Annotated in this window: 25 protein-coding genes and 1 pseudogene; 8 read left to right on the top strand and 18 right to left on the bottom strand. The window is 67.9% G+C overall.

Annotation, left to right across the window (positions count from 1 at the left end; translation table 11 throughout):
• The 5 genes and pseudogenes from B3E43_RS06815 to B3E43_RS06835 form a co-directional block, all read right to left on the bottom strand.
• A pseudogene (locus B3E43_RS06815) lies at nucleotides 1-424 on the bottom strand (DNA gyrase subunit A); the annotation flags it as partial.
• Between the two features lie 101 nt (nucleotides 425-525).
• A complete protein-coding gene (locus tag B3E43_RS06820; RefSeq protein WP_292027844.1) occupies nucleotides 526-2154 on the bottom strand; it encodes a M28 family peptidase in 1629 nt (542 codons plus the stop codon).
• A gap of 47 nt (nucleotides 2155-2201) precedes the next feature.
• The gene (gene recO / locus B3E43_RS06825) at nucleotides 2202-2933 is read right to left on the bottom strand and encodes a DNA repair protein RecO (protein ID WP_292027846.1); all 732 of its coding nucleotides are present in this window, start codon (nucleotides 2931-2933) and stop codon (nucleotides 2202-2204) included.
• A 52-nt stretch (nucleotides 2934-2985) separates the two neighbouring features.
• Nucleotides 2986-3918: a nuclear transport factor 2 family protein gene (locus tag B3E43_RS06830; RefSeq protein ID WP_292027847.1), complete on the bottom strand. Its 933-nt coding sequence runs from the start codon at nucleotides 3916-3918 to the stop codon at nucleotides 2986-2988.
• Between the two features lie 51 nt (nucleotides 3919-3969).
• A complete protein-coding gene (locus B3E43_RS06835) occupies nucleotides 3970-4584 on the bottom strand; it encodes a flavodoxin family protein (RefSeq protein ID WP_292027848.1) in 615 nt (204 codons plus the stop codon).
• Between the two features lie 141 nt (nucleotides 4585-4725).
• On the opposite strand from B3E43_RS06835, the gene B3E43_RS06840 reads away from it, so the two are divergent.
• From B3E43_RS06840 to B3E43_RS06860, 5 genes are all read left to right on the top strand, one after another.
• On the top strand, nucleotides 4726-5073 hold the full coding sequence (locus B3E43_RS06840) for an ArsR/SmtB family transcription factor (protein WP_292027849.1): 348 nt from the start codon (nucleotides 4726-4728) through the stop codon (nucleotides 5071-5073).
• Complete coding sequence (locus tag B3E43_RS06845) at nucleotides 5057-5560, top strand: SRPBCC family protein (protein ID WP_292027850.1); 504 nt, start codon at nucleotides 5057-5059, stop codon at nucleotides 5558-5560. Before B3E43_RS06840 ends, B3E43_RS06845 begins: the two co-directional genes overlap by 17 nt.
• A 41-nt stretch (nucleotides 5561-5601) precedes the next feature.
• A complete protein-coding gene (locus tag B3E43_RS06850; RefSeq protein ID WP_292027851.1) occupies nucleotides 5602-6084 on the top strand; it encodes an SRPBCC family protein in 483 nt (160 codons plus the stop codon).
• A gap of 3 nt (nucleotides 6085-6087) precedes the next feature.
• Entirely contained in the window at nucleotides 6088-6528 is a 441-nt protein-coding gene (locus tag B3E43_RS06855; protein WP_292027852.1) for a VOC family protein, read from the top strand.
• 285 nt (nucleotides 6529-6813) lie between these two features.
• A complete protein-coding gene (locus B3E43_RS06860; protein WP_292027855.1) occupies nucleotides 6814-8328 on the top strand; it encodes an acetyl-CoA hydrolase/transferase family protein in 1515 nt (504 codons plus the stop codon).
• A gap of 4 nt (nucleotides 8329-8332) precedes the next feature.
• On the opposite strand, the gene B3E43_RS06865 is transcribed toward B3E43_RS06860, so the two are convergent.
• The 4 genes from B3E43_RS06865 to lepB are packed head-to-tail and all read right to left on the bottom strand — an operon-like array spanning nucleotide 8333 to nucleotide 11952.
• Nucleotides 8333-9514: a serine hydrolase domain-containing protein gene (locus B3E43_RS06865; RefSeq protein WP_292028134.1), complete on the bottom strand. Its 1182-nt coding sequence runs from the start codon at nucleotides 9512-9514 to the stop codon at nucleotides 8333-8335.
• 49 nt (nucleotides 9515-9563) lie between these two features.
• Nucleotides 9564-10511 carry a GTPase Era gene (era, locus tag B3E43_RS06870; RefSeq protein ID WP_292027856.1) on the bottom strand — a complete coding sequence of 316 codons (948 nt, stop codon included), beginning with the start codon at nucleotides 10509-10511 and terminating at the stop codon, nucleotides 9564-9566.
• Complete coding sequence (rnc, locus tag B3E43_RS06875; RefSeq protein ID WP_292027858.1) at nucleotides 10508-11224, bottom strand: ribonuclease III; 717 nt, start codon at nucleotides 11222-11224, stop codon at nucleotides 10508-10510. Before rnc ends, era begins: the two co-directional genes overlap by 4 nt.
• On the bottom strand, nucleotides 11224-11952 hold the full coding sequence (gene lepB / locus B3E43_RS06880; protein WP_292027860.1) for a signal peptidase I: 729 nt from the start codon (nucleotides 11950-11952) through the stop codon (nucleotides 11224-11226). Before lepB ends, rnc begins: the two co-directional genes overlap by 1 nt.
• 174 nt (nucleotides 11953-12126) lie before the next feature.
• Between lepB and B3E43_RS06885 the strand changes: the two genes are divergently transcribed.
• Nucleotides 12127-12645: a hypothetical protein gene (locus tag B3E43_RS06885; RefSeq protein ID WP_292027863.1), complete on the top strand. Its 519-nt coding sequence runs from the start codon at nucleotides 12127-12129 to the stop codon at nucleotides 12643-12645.
• 5 nt (nucleotides 12646-12650) lie between these two features.
• Here B3E43_RS06885 and acpS read toward each other — a convergent pair whose 3' ends face one another.
• The 7 genes from acpS to folK form a co-directional block, all read right to left on the bottom strand.
• Nucleotides 12651-13052: a holo-ACP synthase gene (acpS, locus tag B3E43_RS06890; RefSeq protein ID WP_292027865.1), complete on the bottom strand. Its 402-nt coding sequence runs from the start codon at nucleotides 13050-13052 to the stop codon at nucleotides 12651-12653.
• Nucleotides 13049-13786, bottom strand: coding sequence for a pyridoxine 5'-phosphate synthase (locus tag B3E43_RS06895; protein WP_292027867.1), 738 nt, complete (start codon nucleotides 13784-13786; stop codon nucleotides 13049-13051). The genes acpS and B3E43_RS06895 overlap by 4 nt, the downstream gene beginning before the upstream one ends.
• Nucleotides 13787-13789: 3 nt before the next feature.
• Nucleotides 13790-14380 carry an orotate phosphoribosyltransferase gene (gene pyrE / locus B3E43_RS06900; RefSeq protein WP_292027868.1) on the bottom strand — a complete coding sequence of 197 codons (591 nt, stop codon included), beginning with the start codon at nucleotides 14378-14380 and terminating at the stop codon, nucleotides 13790-13792.
• 39 nt (nucleotides 14381-14419) lie between these two features.
• Nucleotides 14420-16576 carry a RelA/SpoT family protein gene (locus B3E43_RS06905; RefSeq protein ID WP_292027869.1) on the bottom strand — a complete coding sequence of 719 codons (2157 nt, stop codon included), beginning with the start codon at nucleotides 16574-16576 and terminating at the stop codon, nucleotides 14420-14422.
• A 131-nt stretch (nucleotides 16577-16707) separates the two neighbouring features.
• A complete protein-coding gene (rpoZ, locus tag B3E43_RS06910; protein ID WP_292027871.1) occupies nucleotides 16708-17067 on the bottom strand; it encodes a DNA-directed RNA polymerase subunit omega in 360 nt (119 codons plus the stop codon).
• Nucleotides 17068-17152: 85 nt separating this feature from the next.
• A complete protein-coding gene (locus B3E43_RS06915) occupies nucleotides 17153-17515 on the bottom strand; it encodes a hypothetical protein (RefSeq protein ID WP_292027872.1) in 363 nt (120 codons plus the stop codon).
• A complete protein-coding gene (folK, locus tag B3E43_RS06920; protein WP_292027873.1) occupies nucleotides 17516-18085 on the bottom strand; it encodes a 2-amino-4-hydroxy-6-hydroxymethyldihydropteridine diphosphokinase in 570 nt (189 codons plus the stop codon).
• Nucleotides 18086-18146: 61 nt separating this feature from the next.
• Here folK and B3E43_RS06925 point away from each other — a divergent pair, with 61 nt between their 5' ends.
• Complete coding sequence (locus B3E43_RS06925; RefSeq protein ID WP_292027875.1) at nucleotides 18147-18788, top strand: uracil-DNA glycosylase; 642 nt, start codon at nucleotides 18147-18149, stop codon at nucleotides 18786-18788.
• A 131-nt stretch (nucleotides 18789-18919) separates the two neighbouring features.
• Entirely contained in the window at nucleotides 18920-19114 is a 195-nt protein-coding gene (locus B3E43_RS06930) for a hypothetical protein (RefSeq protein ID WP_292027877.1), read from the top strand.
• A gap of 13 nt (nucleotides 19115-19127) precedes the next feature.
• Here the strand turns inward: B3E43_RS06930 and smpB are convergent, their stop codons facing one another.
• Nucleotides 19128-19577: an SsrA-binding protein SmpB gene (gene smpB / locus B3E43_RS06935; RefSeq protein ID WP_292028137.1), complete on the bottom strand. Its 450-nt coding sequence runs from the start codon at nucleotides 19575-19577 to the stop codon at nucleotides 19128-19130.
• Nucleotides 19578-19597: 20 nt separating this feature from the next.
• The gene (dapA, locus tag B3E43_RS06940) at nucleotides 19598-20482 is read right to left on the bottom strand and encodes a 4-hydroxy-tetrahydrodipicolinate synthase (RefSeq protein ID WP_292027878.1); all 885 of its coding nucleotides are present in this window, start codon (nucleotides 20480-20482) and stop codon (nucleotides 19598-19600) included.
• Nucleotides 20483-20544 lie beyond the last annotated feature (62 nt).

Here is a 20544-nt window from a genome sequence, read left to right on the forward strand (position 1 = left end):
CCTCCATCAGCAGGACGGCGGCGGCGGTCAGCTTGCACTCGGTGTAGCGCATGGCCGCGGCGTTATCGCCGTCGATATTGCCGAAATTGCCCTGCCCGTCGACCAGCGGATAGCGCTGCGAAAAGTCCTGCGCCAGACGCACCAGGGCGTCATAGATCGAGGCGTCGCCGTGCGGGTGGTAGCCGCCCATGACCTCGCCGACGACCTTGGCGCATTTGCGCGCCGCCGCCTGCGGGTTCAGCCGCATCTGGTGCATGGCGTACATGATCCGCCGGTGCACCGGCTTGAAGCCGTCGCGCACGTCCGGGAGGGCGCGATTGGTGATGGTCGACAGGGCGTAGGCGAGATAGCGGCGCGACAGCGCCTCGCTCATCGGCTCGTCGACGATGCGTCCGCCTTCCGGCGGCGGGGTGTGAACGGTCATGGGCCTTCGAATCGGCGAAGAGGAGGCCTGAGTCTAGACCGGACCGCGGCCGAAGTGTTGCCGCGACCTGTGGGTCGATCCGGCGTTTCGCGGGCCCGACGTCAGGGCGCCGGCGCCCGTTCCGCGCCCGGTGCAAACCGGTCGCCGTAGACGTTCCCCTCATACCAGAGCGGCGCGCGCTCCGAGTCCGCGATGGCCCGGGCGATGGCGGCATTGACGCGGGCGAACCGGGCCGCGGCGCTCCAGTTGAAGGGCGTCGACAGGTCGTCATTCGGCTTGTGATAGCCGTTGGCGAAGAACTGCCCCCAGGCGGCCTCGCCGCCGTTGGCATAGCCCGTGGCGAGCATGACCGAGGGAATTCCGGCCTGAACGAAGGAATAGTGGTCGGATCGGGTGAAGACGTTCTGCTCCGGCATCGGATCGGGTGAGAGACTCACCCCCTCCGCCCGGGCCGCGGCGGCGACCAGCGGCCCCATGGTCGAGTGTTCTGCGCCGAAGGCGACCACATCGGTGAAGTCATAGGTCAGGATCGGCATGTCCAGGTTCACATTGGCGATCGCGCCCGGGGCGACCGGATAACGCGCCAGATAGTCCGATCCGATCAGGCCCAGCTCTTCCGCGGACAGGGCCACGACGAGCACCGAGCGACGCGGCGGCGCCTGCGCCAGCATGCGGGCCGCCTCAAGCATGGAGGCGATGCCGCCGGCATTGTCGAGCGCGCCGTTGTTGATCCGGTCCGGTCCGGTTCCACTCAGGCCAAGATGGTCCAGGTGAGCGGTCATCACGACATATTCGGCCTTCAGCGCGGGATCGGAGCCCTCGATCACGCCCACGACATTGGCGGTCTGCAGGTCCTCACGCCGGGTGTGCACCTCGAACACGGCCTCTCCCGCCAGGGCGAAGCCCTCCGGTCTTCCGCCGGCCGCGGCGGCCTCACGCCGGATGTCCGCATAGGAGCGCGAGGCCCCGGCGAATAGCGCCTCTGCGGCGGCGTCACTCAGGAAGGCGGACGCCCGGATACCCGGCGCCTGGCGCCTCGGCGTGCCGTCCGGACCGACCCAGACCGTCTCGGTGCGCCCCGCGAACCGGCGCAGGAGCGTATCGGTATACCGGCCCGCGCTGGCGGCGGTGTTCACCGTGACCGTGCCGATCGCGCCACGAGCCTCAGCCGTCCGCGCCTTGGCGGCCTCAAGACGCTCGGCGACCTCCGGAGCAGTTCCGGCGGGTGCGCCGGACAGGAAGACGACGATCTTTCCGGCCACATCCAGATCCGCATAGTCGGACATACCCAGTTCCGGCGCGTCGATTCCGAAGCCGACAAACACCAGCTGGCCCGGCTGGACGAAGCGGCCCGCCTCGCGGCCGACGCCGAACAGGGCCTCCTGTCCGCTGCGCCAGACCACGGGCTCACCGCCCGCCGGAGTCCAGCTGAGGGTCGCGCCCTCGGCGGCGATGCCGAGTCGCGCCACCGTGAAGCGTTGAAGCCAATCGCCCCCGGCTGCACCCGGTCGCAATCCGATGGCCTGCATCCGGGACTGGACATAGAGGGCCGCCAGATCATAGCCGCGTTGACCGGTGCCGCGTCCCTCGAGGGCGTCGTCAGCGAGGAAGACGACGTCCGCCTCGATACGCTGCTCTGCGCCGGAATCGGTCACGGCTTGGGCCGCGACGGGCGCCGCGGACAGCAGGGCAACACTGAGCGCAAAGGCGCGGACGACGGTCATTCTCATGGCTTGGATTCCCCGATCACGGGTCGATGGCTAACATGGCGAGCGGCTCAAAGGCGACCCGCCTCGCGCAGCTTGTCGATCATCCACACCCGTGCCGGCGGAATAGGCCGGTTCTGGGGGTGGAAGACGAACTGTTCGAGGAAATGGGCGGTCAGGTCGAGGCCCGCCCCGACATCGCCGTCGCCCAGCCCGGCCTGGGCGCCCAACATGAAGGGCGGCAGTTTCAGCAGCTTGTCGGCATAGGGCGCGCCGGCCTCGGCGCCGACGGCCCGGCCTGTGCGGGGGCTGACCCAGACCAGGTCGTCCATGGTCCCGGTCACGGCGCAGCGGCTGAGATCGAGGCCGAAGCCCAGATCCTCCAGCAGACCCGCCTCGAAACGCACGAAGATGGCGGGCCAAACGTCCGGCAGGGCGAAGGCGGACATCAGCGCCTCAAAGGCCAGGAAGGCGCCCGGATGCGGCTCGCGCTCGGGCAGCGACCCCTGCGCCACGGCGGCGGCGGCGGCGAGGCCGGTCAGGGCCAGCGGATCGTCGAACAGGGCGCTGGGCCCCTCCCCCACCGGCTCCAGCCGCGCCGAGCCGAGATGGTCCGAGGTCCTCGCCTTGTACTCGGCCGTCACTCGCGCGCCGGCCTGCAGGAAGGGTTTCATCCGCCGCGACGCCCCGCCGGCGACATAGGCCGCACGCCGTCCGTGCGCCTCGGTCAGCAGTTCAACAACCACGCCGGTGTCACCATGGGCGCGGGCGGACAGGACGAAGGCGTCGTCTGTGAAATCCATCCGGCGGTGTTAGAGGACTGCGCCGGGGTTGGCCATATGTTCCGGTTTTCCGCTAGTGCGCCGCCGCCGCCCGGATCCGCGCCGTCATGTCCCGCGCCAGGGCATTGGGAATGGGGAAGGTCAGGGCATAGAGGGCGATGCGCCACTGACCGTCCTCGCCGCGCACCAGAACCCCCGTGCCCCGGCTGGTGCCGTAGGACTGGCTGTTCAGCGCCTCGTCGAACCAGACCACGCAGCGGCAATCCAGCGGCGCGAGGGTCAGGGACCGCGAGCGCGGCGTGTAGGTCCAGCCGCGACCGCGGTTGAAATAGGGCTCGGCATAGGAGCGGAACTCGGCGATCGACCAGTGCTCGGTCACGTCGGAGCCGATGTAGGTGGCGTCGGGCGTGAACAGGTCGAAATAGACCGCACCGTCCGCCTTCGACGCCGCTTCGTGCAGGGCGTCCAGCACCGCGGCGGCGGCGGCCTCCTCCGGTGTGTCGGCGGGTTCGCCCGGGGCGTCGACGATCGGCGTCGCCGCCTCATAGGCCTTGATTTCGGTCGTCATCCCGTCGGCCAGATCATTGGGGATCGGATAGCTGAGCGCATAGCGCAGCACGCGCCATTCCGCGCCGTCGCGCACCATCATCCCTTCCGCGCGGGCCGTGCCGTAGGTCTGGCTGTCCAGCACTTCGTCGAACCAGGCGACACAGGCGCAAGGATCCGGCGCCAGCGTCACATGGCGGTCGCGGCCCCCATTGCGCGCCGAATAGACCCAGCCCTCACCGCGGGCGAAAATCGGCGCGGCGAAGCCGAGGAAGGCGTCACGGTCCCAGCGCTCGGACGTCTCATTGCCGATCCAGACCATGTCCGGCGCCAGCCTGTCGGCCCAGGCGGCGGAATCGGCCCGCGCGGCGGCGGCGTGAAGGGCGTCCAGGGCGGCGGCGACCTTCTGCTCCGGCGAGGTTTGCAGGGCGACGGCGAGGGTCAGGGCGATCAGGGACATGCGCCACCCTATCCCGGCTTTTCCCGCCCCGTCACGAACGGAGTGGCGACGTCAGTCCTCGCCGCTTTCAGGAACCGGATAGGTCGAGGGCTTCAGCACACTGGCGAGCGCCAGCAGGTTGCGGGCGGCGTTGCGCCCGACGCGGTCCGAATAGGCGTGGCCCTGATCGGTCTCGACATAGTCCGGGCCGGGACCCGGGCCGAGGTGCCAGTAGGTCCAGCTCTGGCCGGGGATGGTGAAGCCCATATCGATCAGGCCCTGGCACACCGTAGCGACGATGTTGTGCGCCCCGTCCTCATTGCCCGTGACCACGACGCCGGCGACCTTGCCGAAGGCGACGGGCCGGCCCGCCTTGTCGAACTCGGCGAACAGGGCGTCCATCCGCTCCAGCGCGCGCAGGCAGACGCTCGACATCTGGCCCAGCCAGGTCGGGGTGGCGAAGACGACGATATTCGCGGCCATGATCTTCGCGTGCACCGAGGGCCAGTCGTCGCCCTTGCCCTCGTTCGTCCTGATGCCCGGCTTGAGGTTCAGATCGACCAGCCGGACCATCTCGACCGAGGCTCCGCCCTTTTCGAGTTCGGCGATGACGACCCTGGCCAGAGCCTCGGTGCTCGAGGTCTCCGGCGACGGCTTGAGGGTGCAGTTGAGGACGAGGGCTTTCATGGGCGGCTCCGATGCGCTGGACGAACCCGCCGCGTCGATCGGCCGTTCCGTTCGACCGTCCTCTTTTTTATTTAACCGAACGGTTGACAGCCCGTCCAGGTCGTTGCACTTAACCGATCAGTTACGCACGAAGTCACCGTCATGCAGACCGATCCCCTCTCCGCCAAATTCGCGGCCCTGGCCGACCCGACCCGTCGGGCCATCCTGGCGCGGCTGTGCGAGGGCGAGGCCAGCGTCAACGAACTCGCGGCGCCGTTCGACATGAGCCTGCCGGCCGTGTCGAAACATCTGAAGGTGCTGGAGAAGGCCGGACTTATCAGCCGGGGTCGCGAGGCGCAGTGGCGTCCCGCCCGGCTGGAGCCGATGGCGTTCAAGGGCATCGCCGAGTGGCTGGACCACTATCGCCGCTACTGGGACGCCAGCTTCGACCGCCTCGACGCCTACCTCAAGAAAATCCAGAAAGGGGACCCCGATGGGCCGAGAAACTGAAAGCAACCCCTGCAACACCGACGGCGTCGCGCATCAGCATGCGCTGGTCCTCCGCCGCGTCATCGACGCCAGCCCGGAGAGGATCTGGAAGGCCTGGATGACGCCGGAGCTGCTGCAACAGTGGTTCGTCCCCAAGCCCTGGTCGATCTCCGATATCCAGATCGACCCGCGGCCCGGCGGCGTATTCAACTTCGTCATGCACGGGCCGGATGGCGAGCGGATCCCGAACAGCGGCGTCTTCCTCGCGGTCGAGCCCAGCCGACGCTGGATCACGACCGACGCCTTCACGCCCGACTGGGAGCCCGCCGGTCAGCCCTTCATGGTCGCCACGGTGGAGCTGACGCCGATGGACGACGGCAAGACCGAGTATGTCGCCACGGCGCGCCACTGGAACGCCGAGACGAAGCAACAGCATGAGGCCATGGGCTTCCACGAAGGCTGGGGGACCTGCGCCGACCAGCTGGCCGAACTTCTGAAAACCCACTGACCCTCCCCGGCCGCGACCGGACCCGCTGAAGAGGCCGCCCGATGACCTTCGTCGACAGCATCGCCGCCCGTCCGACCCTGCGGATGCAGCGTCATTTCGATGCGCCGCGACCGCTAGTCTGGCGGGCGTGGACCAGTCCCGAAATCCGGGTGCTGTGGATGGGTCCGGTCGAATGGCCGATGGTCTCCGGCGCCGGCGACTTCCGCGTCGGCGGCGAATGGCGGGCCTGCCTTCGCTCGCCCGACACCGGCGAGAACCTGTGGCAGGGCGGCGTCTATCGCGAGATCGTGCCGGAGGAGCGGTTGGTCTTCACCTTCAAATGGGATGAGTCCCACGAAGACGGACCGCCGGTCGACACCCTTGTCACGGTCCAGCTCAGCGACGCGCCTGACGGCGGCACCCTGATGGATTTCACCCACGAGGGGCTGAAGTCGGAACAGAGCCTGACCGGACACAAACACGGCTGGACCAGCACCTTCGAGCGTCTGGAGGCCTTCCTTCAGGATCAAGCCACAGGAGACTGACCGATGAAGATCGTCACCAGCCTGAGCTTCCGCGGCCAGTGCCGCGAGGCCTTCGGGTTCTACGCTGAGGTGCTCGGCGGCAGGGTCACCGCTGCCCTGCCCTACGCCGACGGCCCCCCGGACATGCCGGTCGGTCCGCAGTACCGCGACTGGCTGATGCACTGCTGGCTGGAGGTCGGCGACCAGGCCATTATGGGCGCCGACATGGACGTCGACTGGGCCCCGGGGATCGACAAGCCGAAGAACGGCTTCGACGTCACCGTGCACACTGACGACCTGGCCGAGGCGCGCCGCTGGTATGACGCCCTGGTCGAGGGCGGCCGGCCCACCATGCCGTTCGGCGAGACCTTCTGGTCGCCGGGCTACGGCGGGCTGATCGACAGGTTCGGCGTGCCCTGGATGGTCAACACCATTCCGTCGGCTGACTGGAAGCCGGCGTCGTGAAGGCCTCTCGTCCGTCTGGACGGGCCGGGTGCTGAGCGGGCTGTTCGTCCTGTTCATGCTCGGCGCCTCCATCGCCACCAGTCTGCGGGTCGAGAACCCGTTGTTCAGCCACACCCTGTTTGGCGCTGGCTCGGCCTGTTCATGTAGGGCGGACTGTGGCTGCGCGACGCCTCGTTGCGGGCGGTCTTCCCGGCCCGGGAAACCGAGATGCCCGCGAAGGCTGACGCGACGATCTACGCACTCTAACGGGGTGGCCGCATCAGGCCCGGGGGCGTAGGCCACCCCATGGCTTCTTCCCGCATCCGTTCGACCGCCCTTCAAACGAGAATCATGAGCGCCGAGGCGGCGGCGGCGCTGATCCCGCCCAACAGCACGGTGGGCATGAGCGGCTTCACCGGTTCGGGCTATCCGAAGGTGATAGCCCCGGCGCTGGCCGCGCGCATCGAGGCCGAGCATGCGAAGGGCAATCCATTCCGCCTGAAGGTCTGGACCGGCGCGTCCACCGGACCCGAGCTGGACGGGGCCCTGGCCCGGGCCGACGGGATCGAGTTCCGCCTGCCCTACAACTCCGACCCCATTGCCCGGGAGAAGATCAACAGGGGCGAGATGGAATATCTCGACATGCACCTCAGCCAGGTCGCGCCGATGGCCTGGCAGGGCTTCCTCGGGCCGCTGGAGACGGCGGTGATCGAGGTGTCGGGCATCCTCGAAGACGGGTCGCTGATCCCCTCGTCATCCGTCGGCAACAACAAGACCTGGCTGGACCGGGCCGGGCAGGTGATCCTGGAGGTCAATTCCTGGCAGAATCCGGCGCTGGAGGGGATGCACGACATCTACTACGGCACCGCCCTGCCGCCGAACCGAGTGCCGATCCCGCTGCTGCGCGCCGACGACCGGATCGGCCAACCCACCTTCCGCTGTGACCCGGCCAAGGTCGTCGCCGTGGTCGAGACCCATGCGCCGGACCGCAACGCCCCGTTCGCTCCGCCGGACGGGGCCGCCATGGCCATCGCGGGCCACCTGCTGGAGTTCCTATCGCATGAGGTGAAGATGGGCCGCCTGCCTGCCTCGCTGCTGCCGCTGCAGTCGGGGGTCGGCAATATCGCCAATGCCGTCCTGACCGGGCTGATCGACGCGCCGTTCGAGAACATGACCGCCTATACCGAGGTCATCCAGGACGGGATGCTGGACCTTCTCGACAGCGGAAAGCTGCGCGTCGCCTCGGCCACCGCCTTCTCGCTGAGCCCCGACGCGGCGGCGGACCTCAACGCCCGCATGACGGAGTTCCGCGGCCGGATCATCCTGCGCCCCCAGGAGATTTCCAACCATCCCGAGCTGATCCGGCGGATGGGCTGCATCGCCATGAACGGCCTGATCGAGGCCGACATCTACGGCAACGTCAACTCGACCCATGTGATGGGGTCACGCATCCAGAACGGCATCGGCGGCTCAGGGGACTTCGCCCGCAATGCCTTCATCTCGGTTTTCATGACCCCCTCGACGGCCAAGGGCGGCAAGATTTCGGCCATTGTGCCGCACGCCAGCCATGTCGATCACATCACCCAGGACGTGCAGGTGCTGGTCACCGAACAGGGCCTTGCCGACCTGCGCGGTCTGTCGCCGAAACAGCGGGCGGGTCTGATCATCCCCAACTGCGCCCATCCCGACTATCGGGATCAGCTGCAGGACTACTACGACCGGGCGCTCAGGGGCTCGTACGGCCTGCAGTCACCGACGCTGCTGAACGAAGCCCTGTCGTGGCACCAGCGGTTCGTCGAGACCGGCACCATGCGGGTCTGACCCGCTAGCGGGCCATCGCTGTAGGGAACGGCCGCCCCAACGCCTCGGCCATGCCCTGCTGGGACAGCAGGAAGACCGCATCACGCTGGTGGAAATTGTTCGACAGCACGATCACCGTGACGTCCCCGTCCGGCTGCCAGGTCATCAGATTGCGGAACCCCGACCAGCTGCCGGTGTGGAAGATCTGGCGATCCTGGAACGCCGGCGAAACGCGCTGGCCGATGCTGTTGTTGAACACACCGAAGCCCCAACCGCGACGCGGTCGACCCCGTTCGTCCGGGGTGTCCGCTGGCGCGTGATCGGCGATCATCATCGCATAACTGCGCGGGCTCAACAGATGGCCGCCATGCAGGGCGCGTTGCCAGACCAGCAGATCGTCCAGGGTCGAGTACATGGCCCCGGCCCCGACGATGATGCTGACATTGGCGTTCGGCTGTTCGGCCAGACCGCCGACCAGGTTGGCGTAGCCCATGATCACGTCCGACGCGCCGTCGTCATAACCGGTGTCCGCCATGCCGAGCGGATCAAAAAAGGCGGTGCGCAAATAGGGGTGCAGGGGCCGTCCGCTGGCCTTTTCGACCACGGCGCCCAGCAGATTGTAGGCGGCGTTGTTGTAGCGAACCTTCGTTCCCGGTGAGAACTGAAGGCCATACTGTATCGATTCTGCAGTCAATTCTTCCATTGTCGCCGGCGTCACGCGGCGAATGCCCCAGGCCGGTCGCGCCATCAGGTCGGGAATGCCGGAACTGTGGCTGAGCAGGTGATGCAGGCGGATCGGCGCCCACGCGGGCGGACAGGGCTCGATCCATTTGCAAACCGGATCATCGGTCGACAGCACGCCCTCGTCCTGCAGCCTCAGGATGGCGGCGGCGGTGAACTGTTTACTGACCGAGGCCAGGCGGAATCGGGAATTCAGCGCCAGCGGCGTTCCGAGGCTCCGGTTGGCGAACCCGTGAACCTGCCGGAACAGCACCTCGTCGCCCCGCGCGACCAGTACGCCGCCGGTGAACTGGCCCGAACCGCCCCAGCGGCCCAGCTGTTCCGCAAGTTGCGGCAGTGACTCGACCACGACGACGGGCGGGCGGGGCGGCAAGGGCTCAGGCGCCGGCGCTGTCGGCGCGGGCCGGACCGTCGTCCAGATGATAAGCCCGACGAACAGAACGACCAGCAGGGCGATGACGGCCATCGCCAACCGGGGATGGCCCCCGGATTTTCTGGGAACGTGGAACAAGGGTCTAGACGTCGAAATCCAGCCCGAACTGGGCGTAGAGCGCGCGGCTGTCCTGCCATTTCGGGTCGACCTTGACCGTGATGAACAGGTGGACGGGCCGGTCCAGCAGTTCGGTCAGTTCCTCGCGCGACTTCTGGCCGATCCATTTAAGGGTCTGGCCGCCCTTGCCCAGCACGATGGGCCGCTGGCTCTCGCGTTCGACATAGATGATCTGCTCGATCCGCGCCGAGCCGTCGGCCTTGTCCTCGAATGCCGTGGTCTCCACCGCCGCCGAATAGGGAAGTTCCTCGTGGACCCGCAGATAGACCTTCTCGCGCGTGATCTCGGCGGCCAGGACGCGCATCGGCACGTCGGCGGACTGGTCCTCGGGATAGAGCCAGTGCCCGGCGGGCATGGACCGGGCCAGCCGCTGCTTCAGGTCGTCGACGCCGTCGCCGCTGAGTGCGGAGATCATATAGACCTCGGAATAGACGCCGGTTTCGAACAGGGCGTGCGACAGGGCCAGCAGGGTGTCGCGGCGCATGCCGTCGATCTTGTTCAGGGCCAGGATGACCTTGGTGTCGCTGGCCTTCAGGTTGGCGATGATGGTCTCGGTGTCCTCGGCCGAGCGCCGGTCGGCAGCCTGGCCTTCCTTGCCTTCGGACGCGATGTGGGAGGCGGCGTCGATCAGGTGGACGACCACATCGGCGTCCGAGGCCCCGCCCCAGGCCGAGGCGACCATGGCCCGGTCCAGACGGCGGCGCGGGGTGAAGATGCCGGGGGTGTCGACCAGCACGATCTGGGCATTCCCCTCGATGGCGATGCCACGCACGGGGAAGCGCGTGGTCTGGACCTTCTGGGTGACGATCGAGACCTTGGTTCCGGTCAGCCGGTTGACCAGCGTCGACTTGCCCGCATTGGGCGCGCCGATGATGGCGGCGAAGCCGGCCCGCTGGTTTTCTGTATCGGTCAAATCACGCCTTCACGCTGCAGCAGGCCGATCGCGGCCGCCTTCTCCGCGTCCTGACGCGAACGCCCTTGCGCGGTCAAGGGCGGATATCCGGCAACGCTGGCTTCAACGGTGAAAGTCGGGGCGTGATCGGAACCCTTCCGTTCCACGATCCGGTAGGCCGGCAGGGGCTTTCCGAGCCCCAGCGCCCACTCCTGCAGGGCCGATTTCGGATTGGTCAGGGATTTTTGCGGCGGGGCGGACAGCTCGTCTTTCCATGCCTGGTCAAACACCGTCCGCACCGCGTCGAAGCCGCCGTCCAGCCAGACCGCGGCCAGCAGGGCTTCCATGGCGTCGCCCAGCACGCCCTCGCGACGCCGCCCGCCCTGTTTGGTTTCGCCGGGCGACAGCCGCATGGCGTCGCCGACCCCGAGGGCCTCGGCCACGCGGGCGCAGGCGGCCTTGTCGACGAGCGCGTGCAGGCGCGAGGACATGTCGCCCTCGTCGGCGCCCGGGAAGTCGCGCACCAGCCGGTCCGCGACCAGCAGCCCCAGAACCCGGTCGCCCAGGAACTCCAGCCGCTGGTTGTCGGCGAACGGCCGACCGCGTGCGTCGCGCTCGGCCCCCTCCCCCACGCTGGCGTGGGTCAGCGCCAGATCCAGCAGCGCCGGATCCCGGAAGTCGTGGCCGAGGCGGCGCCGCAGAGCCTGCACTGCCTCGGCGCGTCTGTCAGTCATCAGTCGAGAACGGTGAAGAACCGGCTCGGTTGGATCTTCGTGAACCAGCTGATCGGGTTCCACAGCGAGGCGCCGGGCTTCCACGAGAACAGGATGATCTCGGCCTTGCCGATCAGGTTCTCGGCCGGGACATAGCCCACGCCGGTGTACTCGTCGTAACGGCTGTCCTGCGAGTTGTCGCGGTTGTCGCCGATCATGAAATAGTGGCCGGCGGGAACCTCGAACACCGGGGTGTTGTCCGAAATATTGCCGGGGCCCCAGTCCTGGATGTTGATCTCGCGGCCTTCCGGCAGGGTCTCGCGCAGCTGGATGGTCAGCTGGGTCCCGTACAGGTTCTGGACGTCCTGACGGCTCATCTCGACGTCGCGGACCGCCGTGCCGTTGATGAACAGCACATTGTCGATCATCTGGATGCGGTCGCCGGGCAGGCCGATCAGGCGCTTGATGTAGTCCGTCTCGTTGTCGCGCGGCAGCTTGAACACCACGATGTCGCCGCGGCGGGGTTCATTGCTGACGCCCGGCAACATGATGCGGCCGCTGAAGATCGGCGGGCTGAACGGGATCGAGTGCTTCGAGTAGCCGTAGCTCCACTTCGAGACGACGATGTAGTCGCCCTCGTACAGGTTGGGCTCCATCGAGGCCGAGGGAATGGTGAAGGGCTGGAACAGCACCACGCGCAGCACCAGGGCGATCAACAGGGCGAAGAAGATCGTCTTGAAGATCTCCATGCCCTCGCTGCTCGAGCCGCCCTTCGACTTGCGCTTCTTGCCGGAACCCCGGGCATAGACCGGGGTCGCATCGACGTCCTCGAAGGGCGCGTCGCCGGAGTCGCTCCAGACCGGCGGCTTCGCCGCGGCGGCAGCGGCAGCGCCGGCGACGGCGGCCGCCGCGACCGGGGCGGCGTGACCGTGGTCGTCATGGCCGTGCGCGGCGGGCGCGGCGTGATCGTCGTGGCCGTGGCCCGCATCGTGGCCATGATCATCGTGACCGTGGGCGGCCGGCGTGGCGTGCCCATGGTCGTCATGCCCGTGACCGGCATCGTGGCCATGATCATCGTGGCCGTGAGCAGCCGGGGCGTCGTGGCCGTGATCATCGTGGCCGTGAGCAGCCGGGGCGGCGTGTCCGTGATCGTCCTGACCATGGGCAGCGGTCGCGTCGTGGCCGTGGTCGTCGTGACCATGGGCGGCGGGCGCAGCGTGACCGTGGTCGTCATGACCATGGGCGGCGTCATGGCTGTGGTCGTCATGGCCGTGCGCGGCAGGCGCAGCGTGACCATGGTCGTCATGACCCCCTGCGGCAGGCGCAGCATGCCCGTGGTCGTCGTGACCGTGGCCGTGATCGTCGTGCGGCTTGTGCTCGTCGCTCATAGTGACTCTGTCCCCCAGCCGCTGTCCGCGGTCTTTGCGGCGAAATCGGTATAACGTGATTAAGCCATCGGCAAGGCTTCGATCACCACGAAGGCGAGTGCGTAAGGGTGCTCGTCACTGAGCGTCAGGTGTATCCGGGCTTCGTGACCGGCTGGTGTCAGTCTGGCCAGGTGGTCGGCCGCGTGACCGGTCAGGGCAAGGGTCGGCTGGCCCGAGCGCATGTTCACCACCCCCATGTCGCGCCAGTACACGTCTCTCCGCATGCCCGTGCCCAGCGCCTTGGCGCAGGCCTCCTTGGCCGCGAACCGTTTGGCGTAGCTCCAGGCCGCGTCGGGCTTGCGGTCCGACCGGGCGCGTTCGATGTCGGTGAAACAGCGCTGTTTGAACCGGTCTCCAAACCGGTCCAGCGAGGTCTGGATCCGGCGAATGTCGCACAGGTCCGCGCCGACCCCGATGATCACGCGGCGGCCTCCATGGCGGCGCGCATGCGGTGGATGGCGGTGGGCAGGCCGACAAAAACGGCCTCGCCGATCAGGAAGTGGCCGATGTTCAGCTCCCGGACCTCGGCAATCGCCATCATGTGGGCCGCTGTGACGTAATCCAGGCCGTGTCCGGCATGGACTTCCAGCCCGAGATCGAAGGCGCGGGTCGCCGCCGCCTGCAGCCGTTCAAACTCGACGGCGCGGTCGTCGCCGGAAAGATGGCAGTAGCGGCCGGTGTGAAATTCAACGACCTGTGCCCCCACCGCATGCGCAGCATCGACCTGTTCGGAGGTCGGCTCGATGAACAGGGACACCCGTATGCCGGCGTCAGAAAGCGCCTTCGCCACCGGCGCGATCCGCGCTTCATGGCCTGCTACCGCCAGCCCGCCCTCGGTCGTCACCTCCTCGCGCCGCTCCGGCACCAGACAGGCGGCGTGCGGCCGGTGCCTCAAGGCGATGGCCAGCATCTCGTCGGTCACGGCCATCTCGAGGTTCAGCGGCCGCCCGGCCTCAGCGCACAGGAGGCTCAGGGCCTCAATGTCCCGGTCGGTGATATGGCGCCGGTCCTCGCGCAGGTGGGCTGTGATGCCGTCCGCCCCCGCCGCCAGCGCCTCGCGCGCCGCACGCACAGGATCGGGATGCACGCCGCCGCGGGCGTTCCGCACCGTGGCCACGTGATCGATATTGACGCCGAGGCGTACGGGAGACGTCATCACTCAGGCCTTGCTCGCCAGCCGGCGGCTGCCGGGATCCTCGACCGGGAGGGCCGCCAGTTCGGGCGGCAGGGCGTCGGCTGGATAGGCCGGGACGTCCAGCGTCGCCAGCGCCACCAGCGGCACCCCCACATCGGCCCGTCCGCCCGAGCGGTCAACGATACAGGCTGCTGCCACGACCGTCCCGCCCGCGGCCTCGATGGCCGCGATGCACTCGCGCGAGCTCAGCCCCGTGGTGACGATGTCCTCGACCATGACGACCTTCTGCCCCGGCTCGACATGGAAGCCCCGCCGCAGTTTGAACGTCCCGCCCTCGCGCTCGACATACATCGACGGCACGCCCAGCCAGCGGGCGGTTTCATAGCCGGGGATGATGCCGCCGACGGCCGGCGAGATCGCGACATCGACCGGACCGACCGCCGCGGTGATCTTCTCCGCCAGCGCCTTGCACAGCCGCGCGCACCGCGCCGTGTCCATGAACACGAGGTTCTTCTGCAGGAAGACGGGGCTGTGCAGGCCCGAGGACAGCACGAAATGGCCTTCACGAAGGGCGCCGGCGCCGCGGAATTCGTCGAGTACGTCGTCTGAGGTCATGGCGGCTGTCATAACGAGCGCCACCATTGCCGCAAGGCCCTACCCCCGCGCCCTTTCGACCGTATCCACCGATGGATTGGTCCGCAGCGCCGCCATGATGGCCGTGGCGTGCTTGGCGTCCTCGACCTCCATGTCGATGTCGACATCGAAGAAGTCCTGCTGCCGGTGGCTCATGACCAGATTCAGGATGTTGCCGCCGGCCTCGCCGATGATGGTGGCGACCTGCCCCAGCACGCCCGGCGCGTTCTTGATGGTGGCGCGGATGCGCGCAGACGCCACAGCCCCCTGCTCCGCCTGCGGAGTCCACTGCAGGTCCTGCCAGACCGAGTCGTCGTCGGCGAAGTCCGCCAGCTGCTGGCAGTCGATGGTGTGGACCGTCAGCCCGGCCTCGGGCTCGAGAATGCCCACGATGCGGTCGCCGGGCACCGGCGAGCAGCAGTGGCCGAAATGGACGCTGATCCCCGGCGTCAGTCCGCCGCCGCGTACGAACAACCGCGCCTGTTCGTCGCCGATCCGCTTGCGGTCCGGCCCGGCCTTCAGCCGTCCCTTCAGTGCGGGGAACAGGGTCTCGCCGACCTTGGCCGCCGACACCCGGCCGCGGCCGATGGCCTCGTACAGGTCCTCCTCCGCGGCGAAGGCGAAGGTCTCCAGCATGGCCTTCAGCGACACCTCGGCCAGGGTCTTGCCGGCGCGCGACAGGGTCTGTTCCAGCGTCGCACGGCCCAGTTTCTGGAACTCGCCGCGCTCCGACGTGCGGATGTGCCGCCGGATCGCCGACCGCGCCCGGCCGGTGATGGTCAGGGACCGCCAGTCGACCGGAATTTCGCGCTTGGCGCCACGCACGATCTCGACCACGTCGCCGTTCTGCAGCTGGGTCCGCATCGGCTTCAGCTCGCCGTTGATCTTGACCCCCACCGCCGTGTCCCCGACCTCGGTGTGAACGGCATAGGCGAAGTCCAGCGGCATGCCGCCGCGCGGCAGGGTGATCAGCGACCCCTTGGGCGTGAAGACGAAGACTTGCTCGAGATACATCTCCAGCTTGGCGTGTTCGACCCAGTCCTCGCCGCCCTCGCCGTGCTCGATGACCTGCACCAGATGCCGCAGGTTCTGCAGCGGGTCGCGCCCGCCGTCCTGCTCCATGGCCTCCTTGTCGAAGCCATAGGATTTGTTCTTGTAGGCCCAGTGCGCCGCCACCCCGTCCTCGGCGACCCGGTCCATCGGCTCGGTCCGGATCTGCATCTCGATGCGCAGGCCCGACGGCCCGACGACAGTCGTATGCAGTGAGCGGTAGTTGTTCGACTTGGGCGTCGAGATGAAGTCCTTGAACCGCTCGGGCACCATCGGCCAGGCGCGGTGGATCACGCCGAGCGCGCGGTAGCAGTCGTCCTCGGCCTCGACGATCACCCGGAAGCCGTAGATGTCGGACAGGGAGGAGAAGCCGACCGACTTGCGCTGCAGCTTGCGCCAGATCGAATAGGGAGTCTTCTGCCGGCCGAACACCTGGGCATGGACCCCCGCCTCCTCGAGCACCCGCTCGACCTCGCGCGATACGCCGTCGATGGCGCGGCCATGCTCCAGCTTCAGCGCCTCCAGCCGTCGTTCGATGGCGGTGCGGGCGGTCGGGTTCAGATGTTCGAACGCCAGTTCTTCCAGCTCGGAGGCGATGGAGTGAATGCCGATCGACCGGCCCAGCGGCGCATAGACCTCCAGCGTCTCGCGGCTGATCCGCTCGCGCTTCTCGGGCTTCACATGCTTCAGCGTCCGCATGTTGTGCAGGCGGTCGGCCAGCTTCACCAGCAGGACGCGGACGTCCTTCGAAATGGCGAGGATGAATTTGCGCAGGTTCTCGGCCTGACGCGTGTGCTCGGCCTGGAGTTCCAGCCGCGACAGCTTGGTCACCCCCTCGACCAGCGAGGCCACCTCTTCGCCGAAGCGTTCGGCGATGTCGTCCCGCGTCGCCGAGGTGTCCTCGACCACATCGTGTAGCAGGGCGGTCACGATGGTGGCGGTGTCGAGCCGGTAGTCGGTCAGAATGCCCGCGACCTGGATCGGATGGGCGAAATAGGGGTCGCCCGAGGCCCGCAGCTGCGAGCCGTGCATCTTCATCGCATAGACATAGGCGCGGTTCAGAAGCGCCTCGTCCGCGGTGGGATCATAGGCGCGCACGGCCTCGACCAGTTCGAACTGGCGCAGCACCCTCGAGCGGGGATGGGGTTCCGGGTCGACGTGGGGACGCGGACCGCCGGGGTCGTTCAGATTGGCGGGTGCGGGCGTGGGCGCGGGCTGCCGCGCCGGCAGGATGGTGATACCGTTGGCGGGGTCCGCCGTCAGTAGCGTTCCTCCTGGCCGCCGTCGCGGTCGCTTTGCAGCGCGCGGATCAGCTCGGCCTCGGCCATGTTCATGTGCTGGGGTTCAGCCAGCAGGCCGACGATTTCGGCCTCGTCCTCGGCTTCGGTGCGCTCGTCGACGCGTTGCAGCGCAACGATGACCGTCTCGCGCAGATCTTCCGGCACGACGGTCGCGTCGGCCAGTTCGCGCAGGGCCACGACAGGGTTCTTGTCGTTGTCCCGATCGAGAGTCAGCGGCGCGCCGTTGGCGATGGCACGGGCGCGGTTGCCCGCCAGCAGAACCAGGCCGAACCGGTTCGGCACCTTCTCGATGCAGTCTTCGACAGTGACGCGAGCCATGAATATCCTCGGGCGCGGGGGGAGAACCGCACAAAATAGAGTGTTGAGCTGAATTGTGCAACGCCGCATGGGCGGGAATGAGGCGTTAGCGCCGGATCCATGCCCGGTTGAGGATGAGTTCGGTCGTAATGGTGTCGCCGGCGCGAGGCCCTGCAGGATTGCTCAGGTCCAGGCGAGCGTTGCGGAAGGCCCTTATGGCCGTCCGGGCGTTGATCTGACGAGGCGGCGTCTCCCCGATCACCCGGCAGGCGTCATACTGCCCGGTTTCCATGATCATGCACCTGACCGTCATGGACGCTCGACCGGTCCATGAGCCTATGGGAACCGGCGTCTCCATCCGGCTGTCAGGCATGAAGCTGACCAGCGCGTCGGTATCACGCCAGTCGCGTGACGGGATGTCAGCATCTTGCGCCACGAGGGACAGGGCGGCGGCCAGCACAGTAAACATTCAGGTCGTTCCCGTCGTTGGCCGGGCGTCGCGTCCAACCTCGGCCTGGTCTGCGGCCTGCGCCGCCGTTTGCTTCGTAAGCGGATGCACCCAGCCAGGCGCGATCTCCGCCAGGGGCCCCATCACGAACTTGCGCACGGCCGCACGGGGGTGCGGCAGGATCAGGCCGTCGAGGTCTCCGGCCGTCCGGCCGTAGGCGATCAGGTCCAGGTCCAGAGTCCGCGGCGCATTGGCCGCCGCGCGCTGGCGCCCGAACGCTTCCTCGATCCGGCCCAGCGCCGCCATCAACTCATGCGGACCATGCTCGGTGCGAACGATCACCACACCGTTCAGGAACGGCGGATCCGTCGGATCGGGCCAGGCCGCCGAACGCCACCAGGACGACCGCGCCACCACATCGATCCCCTCGGCCCGGAACCGCGCCAGCGCCGCCTCCAGCGCCTCGCGACAGTCGCGCCAGACCCCGCAGTCATTGCAGCCCAGCGCCACCACAATGGCGTCGTCCAGCCCGGCCGCGCCGTCGAACGGAACGGGCGGCGGCGCTTTCTGCTGCGAGCCGGGCTTCTCCATCCCGGTGTATTACACCAATGAAGGCGTCAGCGCCCGCCCGCCGCCGAAGGATTCGCCCGCCTTGCCGACTCACCCGCCCGAACCGCCCCGCGACTGCCCTCTCTGCCCGCGGCTCGTCGAATACCGCCGCGAGAACCAGCGCCAGAACCCCGACTGGTTCAACGGCCCCGCCCCCTCCTTCGGCGACCCGGACGCCCGGTTGCTGGTCGCCGGCCTCGCCCCCGGCCGCACCGGAGCCAACCGCACCGGCCGGCCCTTCACCGGCGACGGGGCCGGCGTCATCCTCTACGAGACCCTGCTGAAGACCGGCTTCGCCACCGGCCGCTATGAGGCCCGGCCCGACGACAGCCTGCAACTGGTCGACTGCATGATCACCAACGCCGTCCGCTGCGCCCCGCCCGGCAACAAGCCCCTACCGGTCGAGGAGGCGACCTGCCGCCCCTTCCTGACCGCCCGCCTCGCCGCCCTGCCCCGGCTCAAGGTCATCGTCACCCTGGGCGACGTCTCGCGCCGCAATGTGCTGAAAGCCATGGGCCTGTCCGGCTCCGCCGCGCCCCCCGGCCACGGCGTCGAGGCGGCGCTCGGCGGCTATGTGATCCTGAACAGCTATCACTGCTCCCGGCTCAACACGAACACCGGCCGACTGACCCCCGCCATGTTCGAGGCCATCTTCCGGCGCGCCCGGGAAATCATCGAATCCTGACCGAACACCGCTCTCCAAATTGGCGAGTGTGGCTCTCCTGCCACGCGAATCAGCGGGCGCCGGGTGTATCGTCGCCTGCCAGGAACAGCAGTGCGTAGCTTGCGTTGATCGATCAGCTTTTGGAGGCTGGTATGCGTAAGTCGAACGGGGTCTTCTCACCTCAGGAACGCAAGACGGCGCTTTGGGCGTTGCTTATGGCGGGCCTGATCGCCGCCATGGGCATGGTGATCCAGCAATGGAGCCAGCCGTCGGTCGGTCCTGGTGGGGCGGATGCCTATATGACGGTGTCGGTTCCGGGCGTTCTGGACGCCCAGCCGATCAGCTGAGCCGGGCCGGGGCTCAGCCCCGATCCTTCATCAGCCGGGCCTTGTCGCGCTGCCAGTCGCGCTGGGCCGTGGCCTCGCGCTTGTCGTGCAGCTTCTTGCCCTTGGCCAGGGCGATTTCGATCTTCGCCTTGCCCGCTTCGTTCAGGTAGAGCTTGACCGGGATGATGGTCTGGCCATCGCGCTGGACGGCCCCGATCAGCTTGTCGATCTGCTTGCGGTGCAGCAGAAGCTTCCTGTGCCGGCGCGGCTCGTGGTTGAAGCGGTTGGCCTGTTTGTAGGGCGGGATGTCGGCGTTCACGAGCACGATCTCGCGCCCCTCCACCGCCGCATAGCTCTCGGCGATATTGGCCCGGCCGTCGCGCAGGGCCTTGATCTCGGTGCCGAGCAGCATGATGCCGGCCTCGATGTAATCCTCGAGGAAATAGTCGAATTTCGCCCGCCGGTTCTCGGCGATGATCTTCATCTTGGGGGCTGTGGACGCCATCAGCCCAGTCCCGCATCCGCCATGGCGCGGTCGATGGCCGGCTTCACCGCATCGGACGTCAGGGACAGGGGCAGCCGCATCTCCTCGGTGCAGAAACCGAGGCGCGACAGGGCGTATTTCGTCGGCGCCGGCGAATTGTCGAGGAACAGCGCCTTGTGCAGGCCGATCAGCCGGTCCTGCCAGTCACGCGCCGTGGCGTAGTCGCCAGCCGACGCGGCCTCATGCAGGGCCACCATGGCCTCCGGCGCGACATTGGACGACACCGAGATCACGCCCACCCCGCCCTGGGCGTGGTAGCCGAGGTAGCTGGGGTCATCGCCCGAAATCAGGTCGAACTGCCCGCCGATGTTGGCCCGCATCCAGCTGACCCGGCCCAGGTCGCCGGTCGCATCCTTGATGCCGACGATGTTCGGATGGGCCGCCAGCCGGGCGACGGTTTCATTGGCCATGTCCACGCCCGTTCGGCCCGGTACGTTGTACAGAAGCACCGGCAACTGGACCGCCTCGGCGATGGCCTCGAAATGCAGCGCCAGCCCCGCCTGCGAAGGCCGGTTGTAGTAGGGGGTGACGATCAGGGCGCCGTCGGCGCCGACGGTCTTGGCGAACCGGGCCAGCTCGATCGACTTGTCCGTCGCTGACGACCCTGCCCCGGCGATGACCCGCGTCCGCCCGGCCGCGACCTGAACGCACAGCTCCACCACCCGCTTGTGCTCGTCGAGCGACAGCGAGGCGCTCTCGCCCGTCGTGCCCATCGGGACGACGCCGTGGATTCCGGCCGCTATCTGGCGTTCCAGAAGTTGCGTGAAGGCGGCTTCGTCCACCTTTCCGTCACGAAGTGGTGTGATCAGGGCGGTGATCACGCCCTTGAACAAGGGAGCGGTCATTGAGACAGATGGTCCTGCGTGGAAAATCGGGGCGACAGTCGCCGGATATTAAGCGTTGGAGG

The organism is Brevundimonas sp. UBA2416 (genome assembly GCF_002343105.1).
In the GTDB taxonomy this organism is placed as follows: domain Bacteria; phylum Pseudomonadota; class Alphaproteobacteria; order Caulobacterales; family Caulobacteraceae; genus Brevundimonas.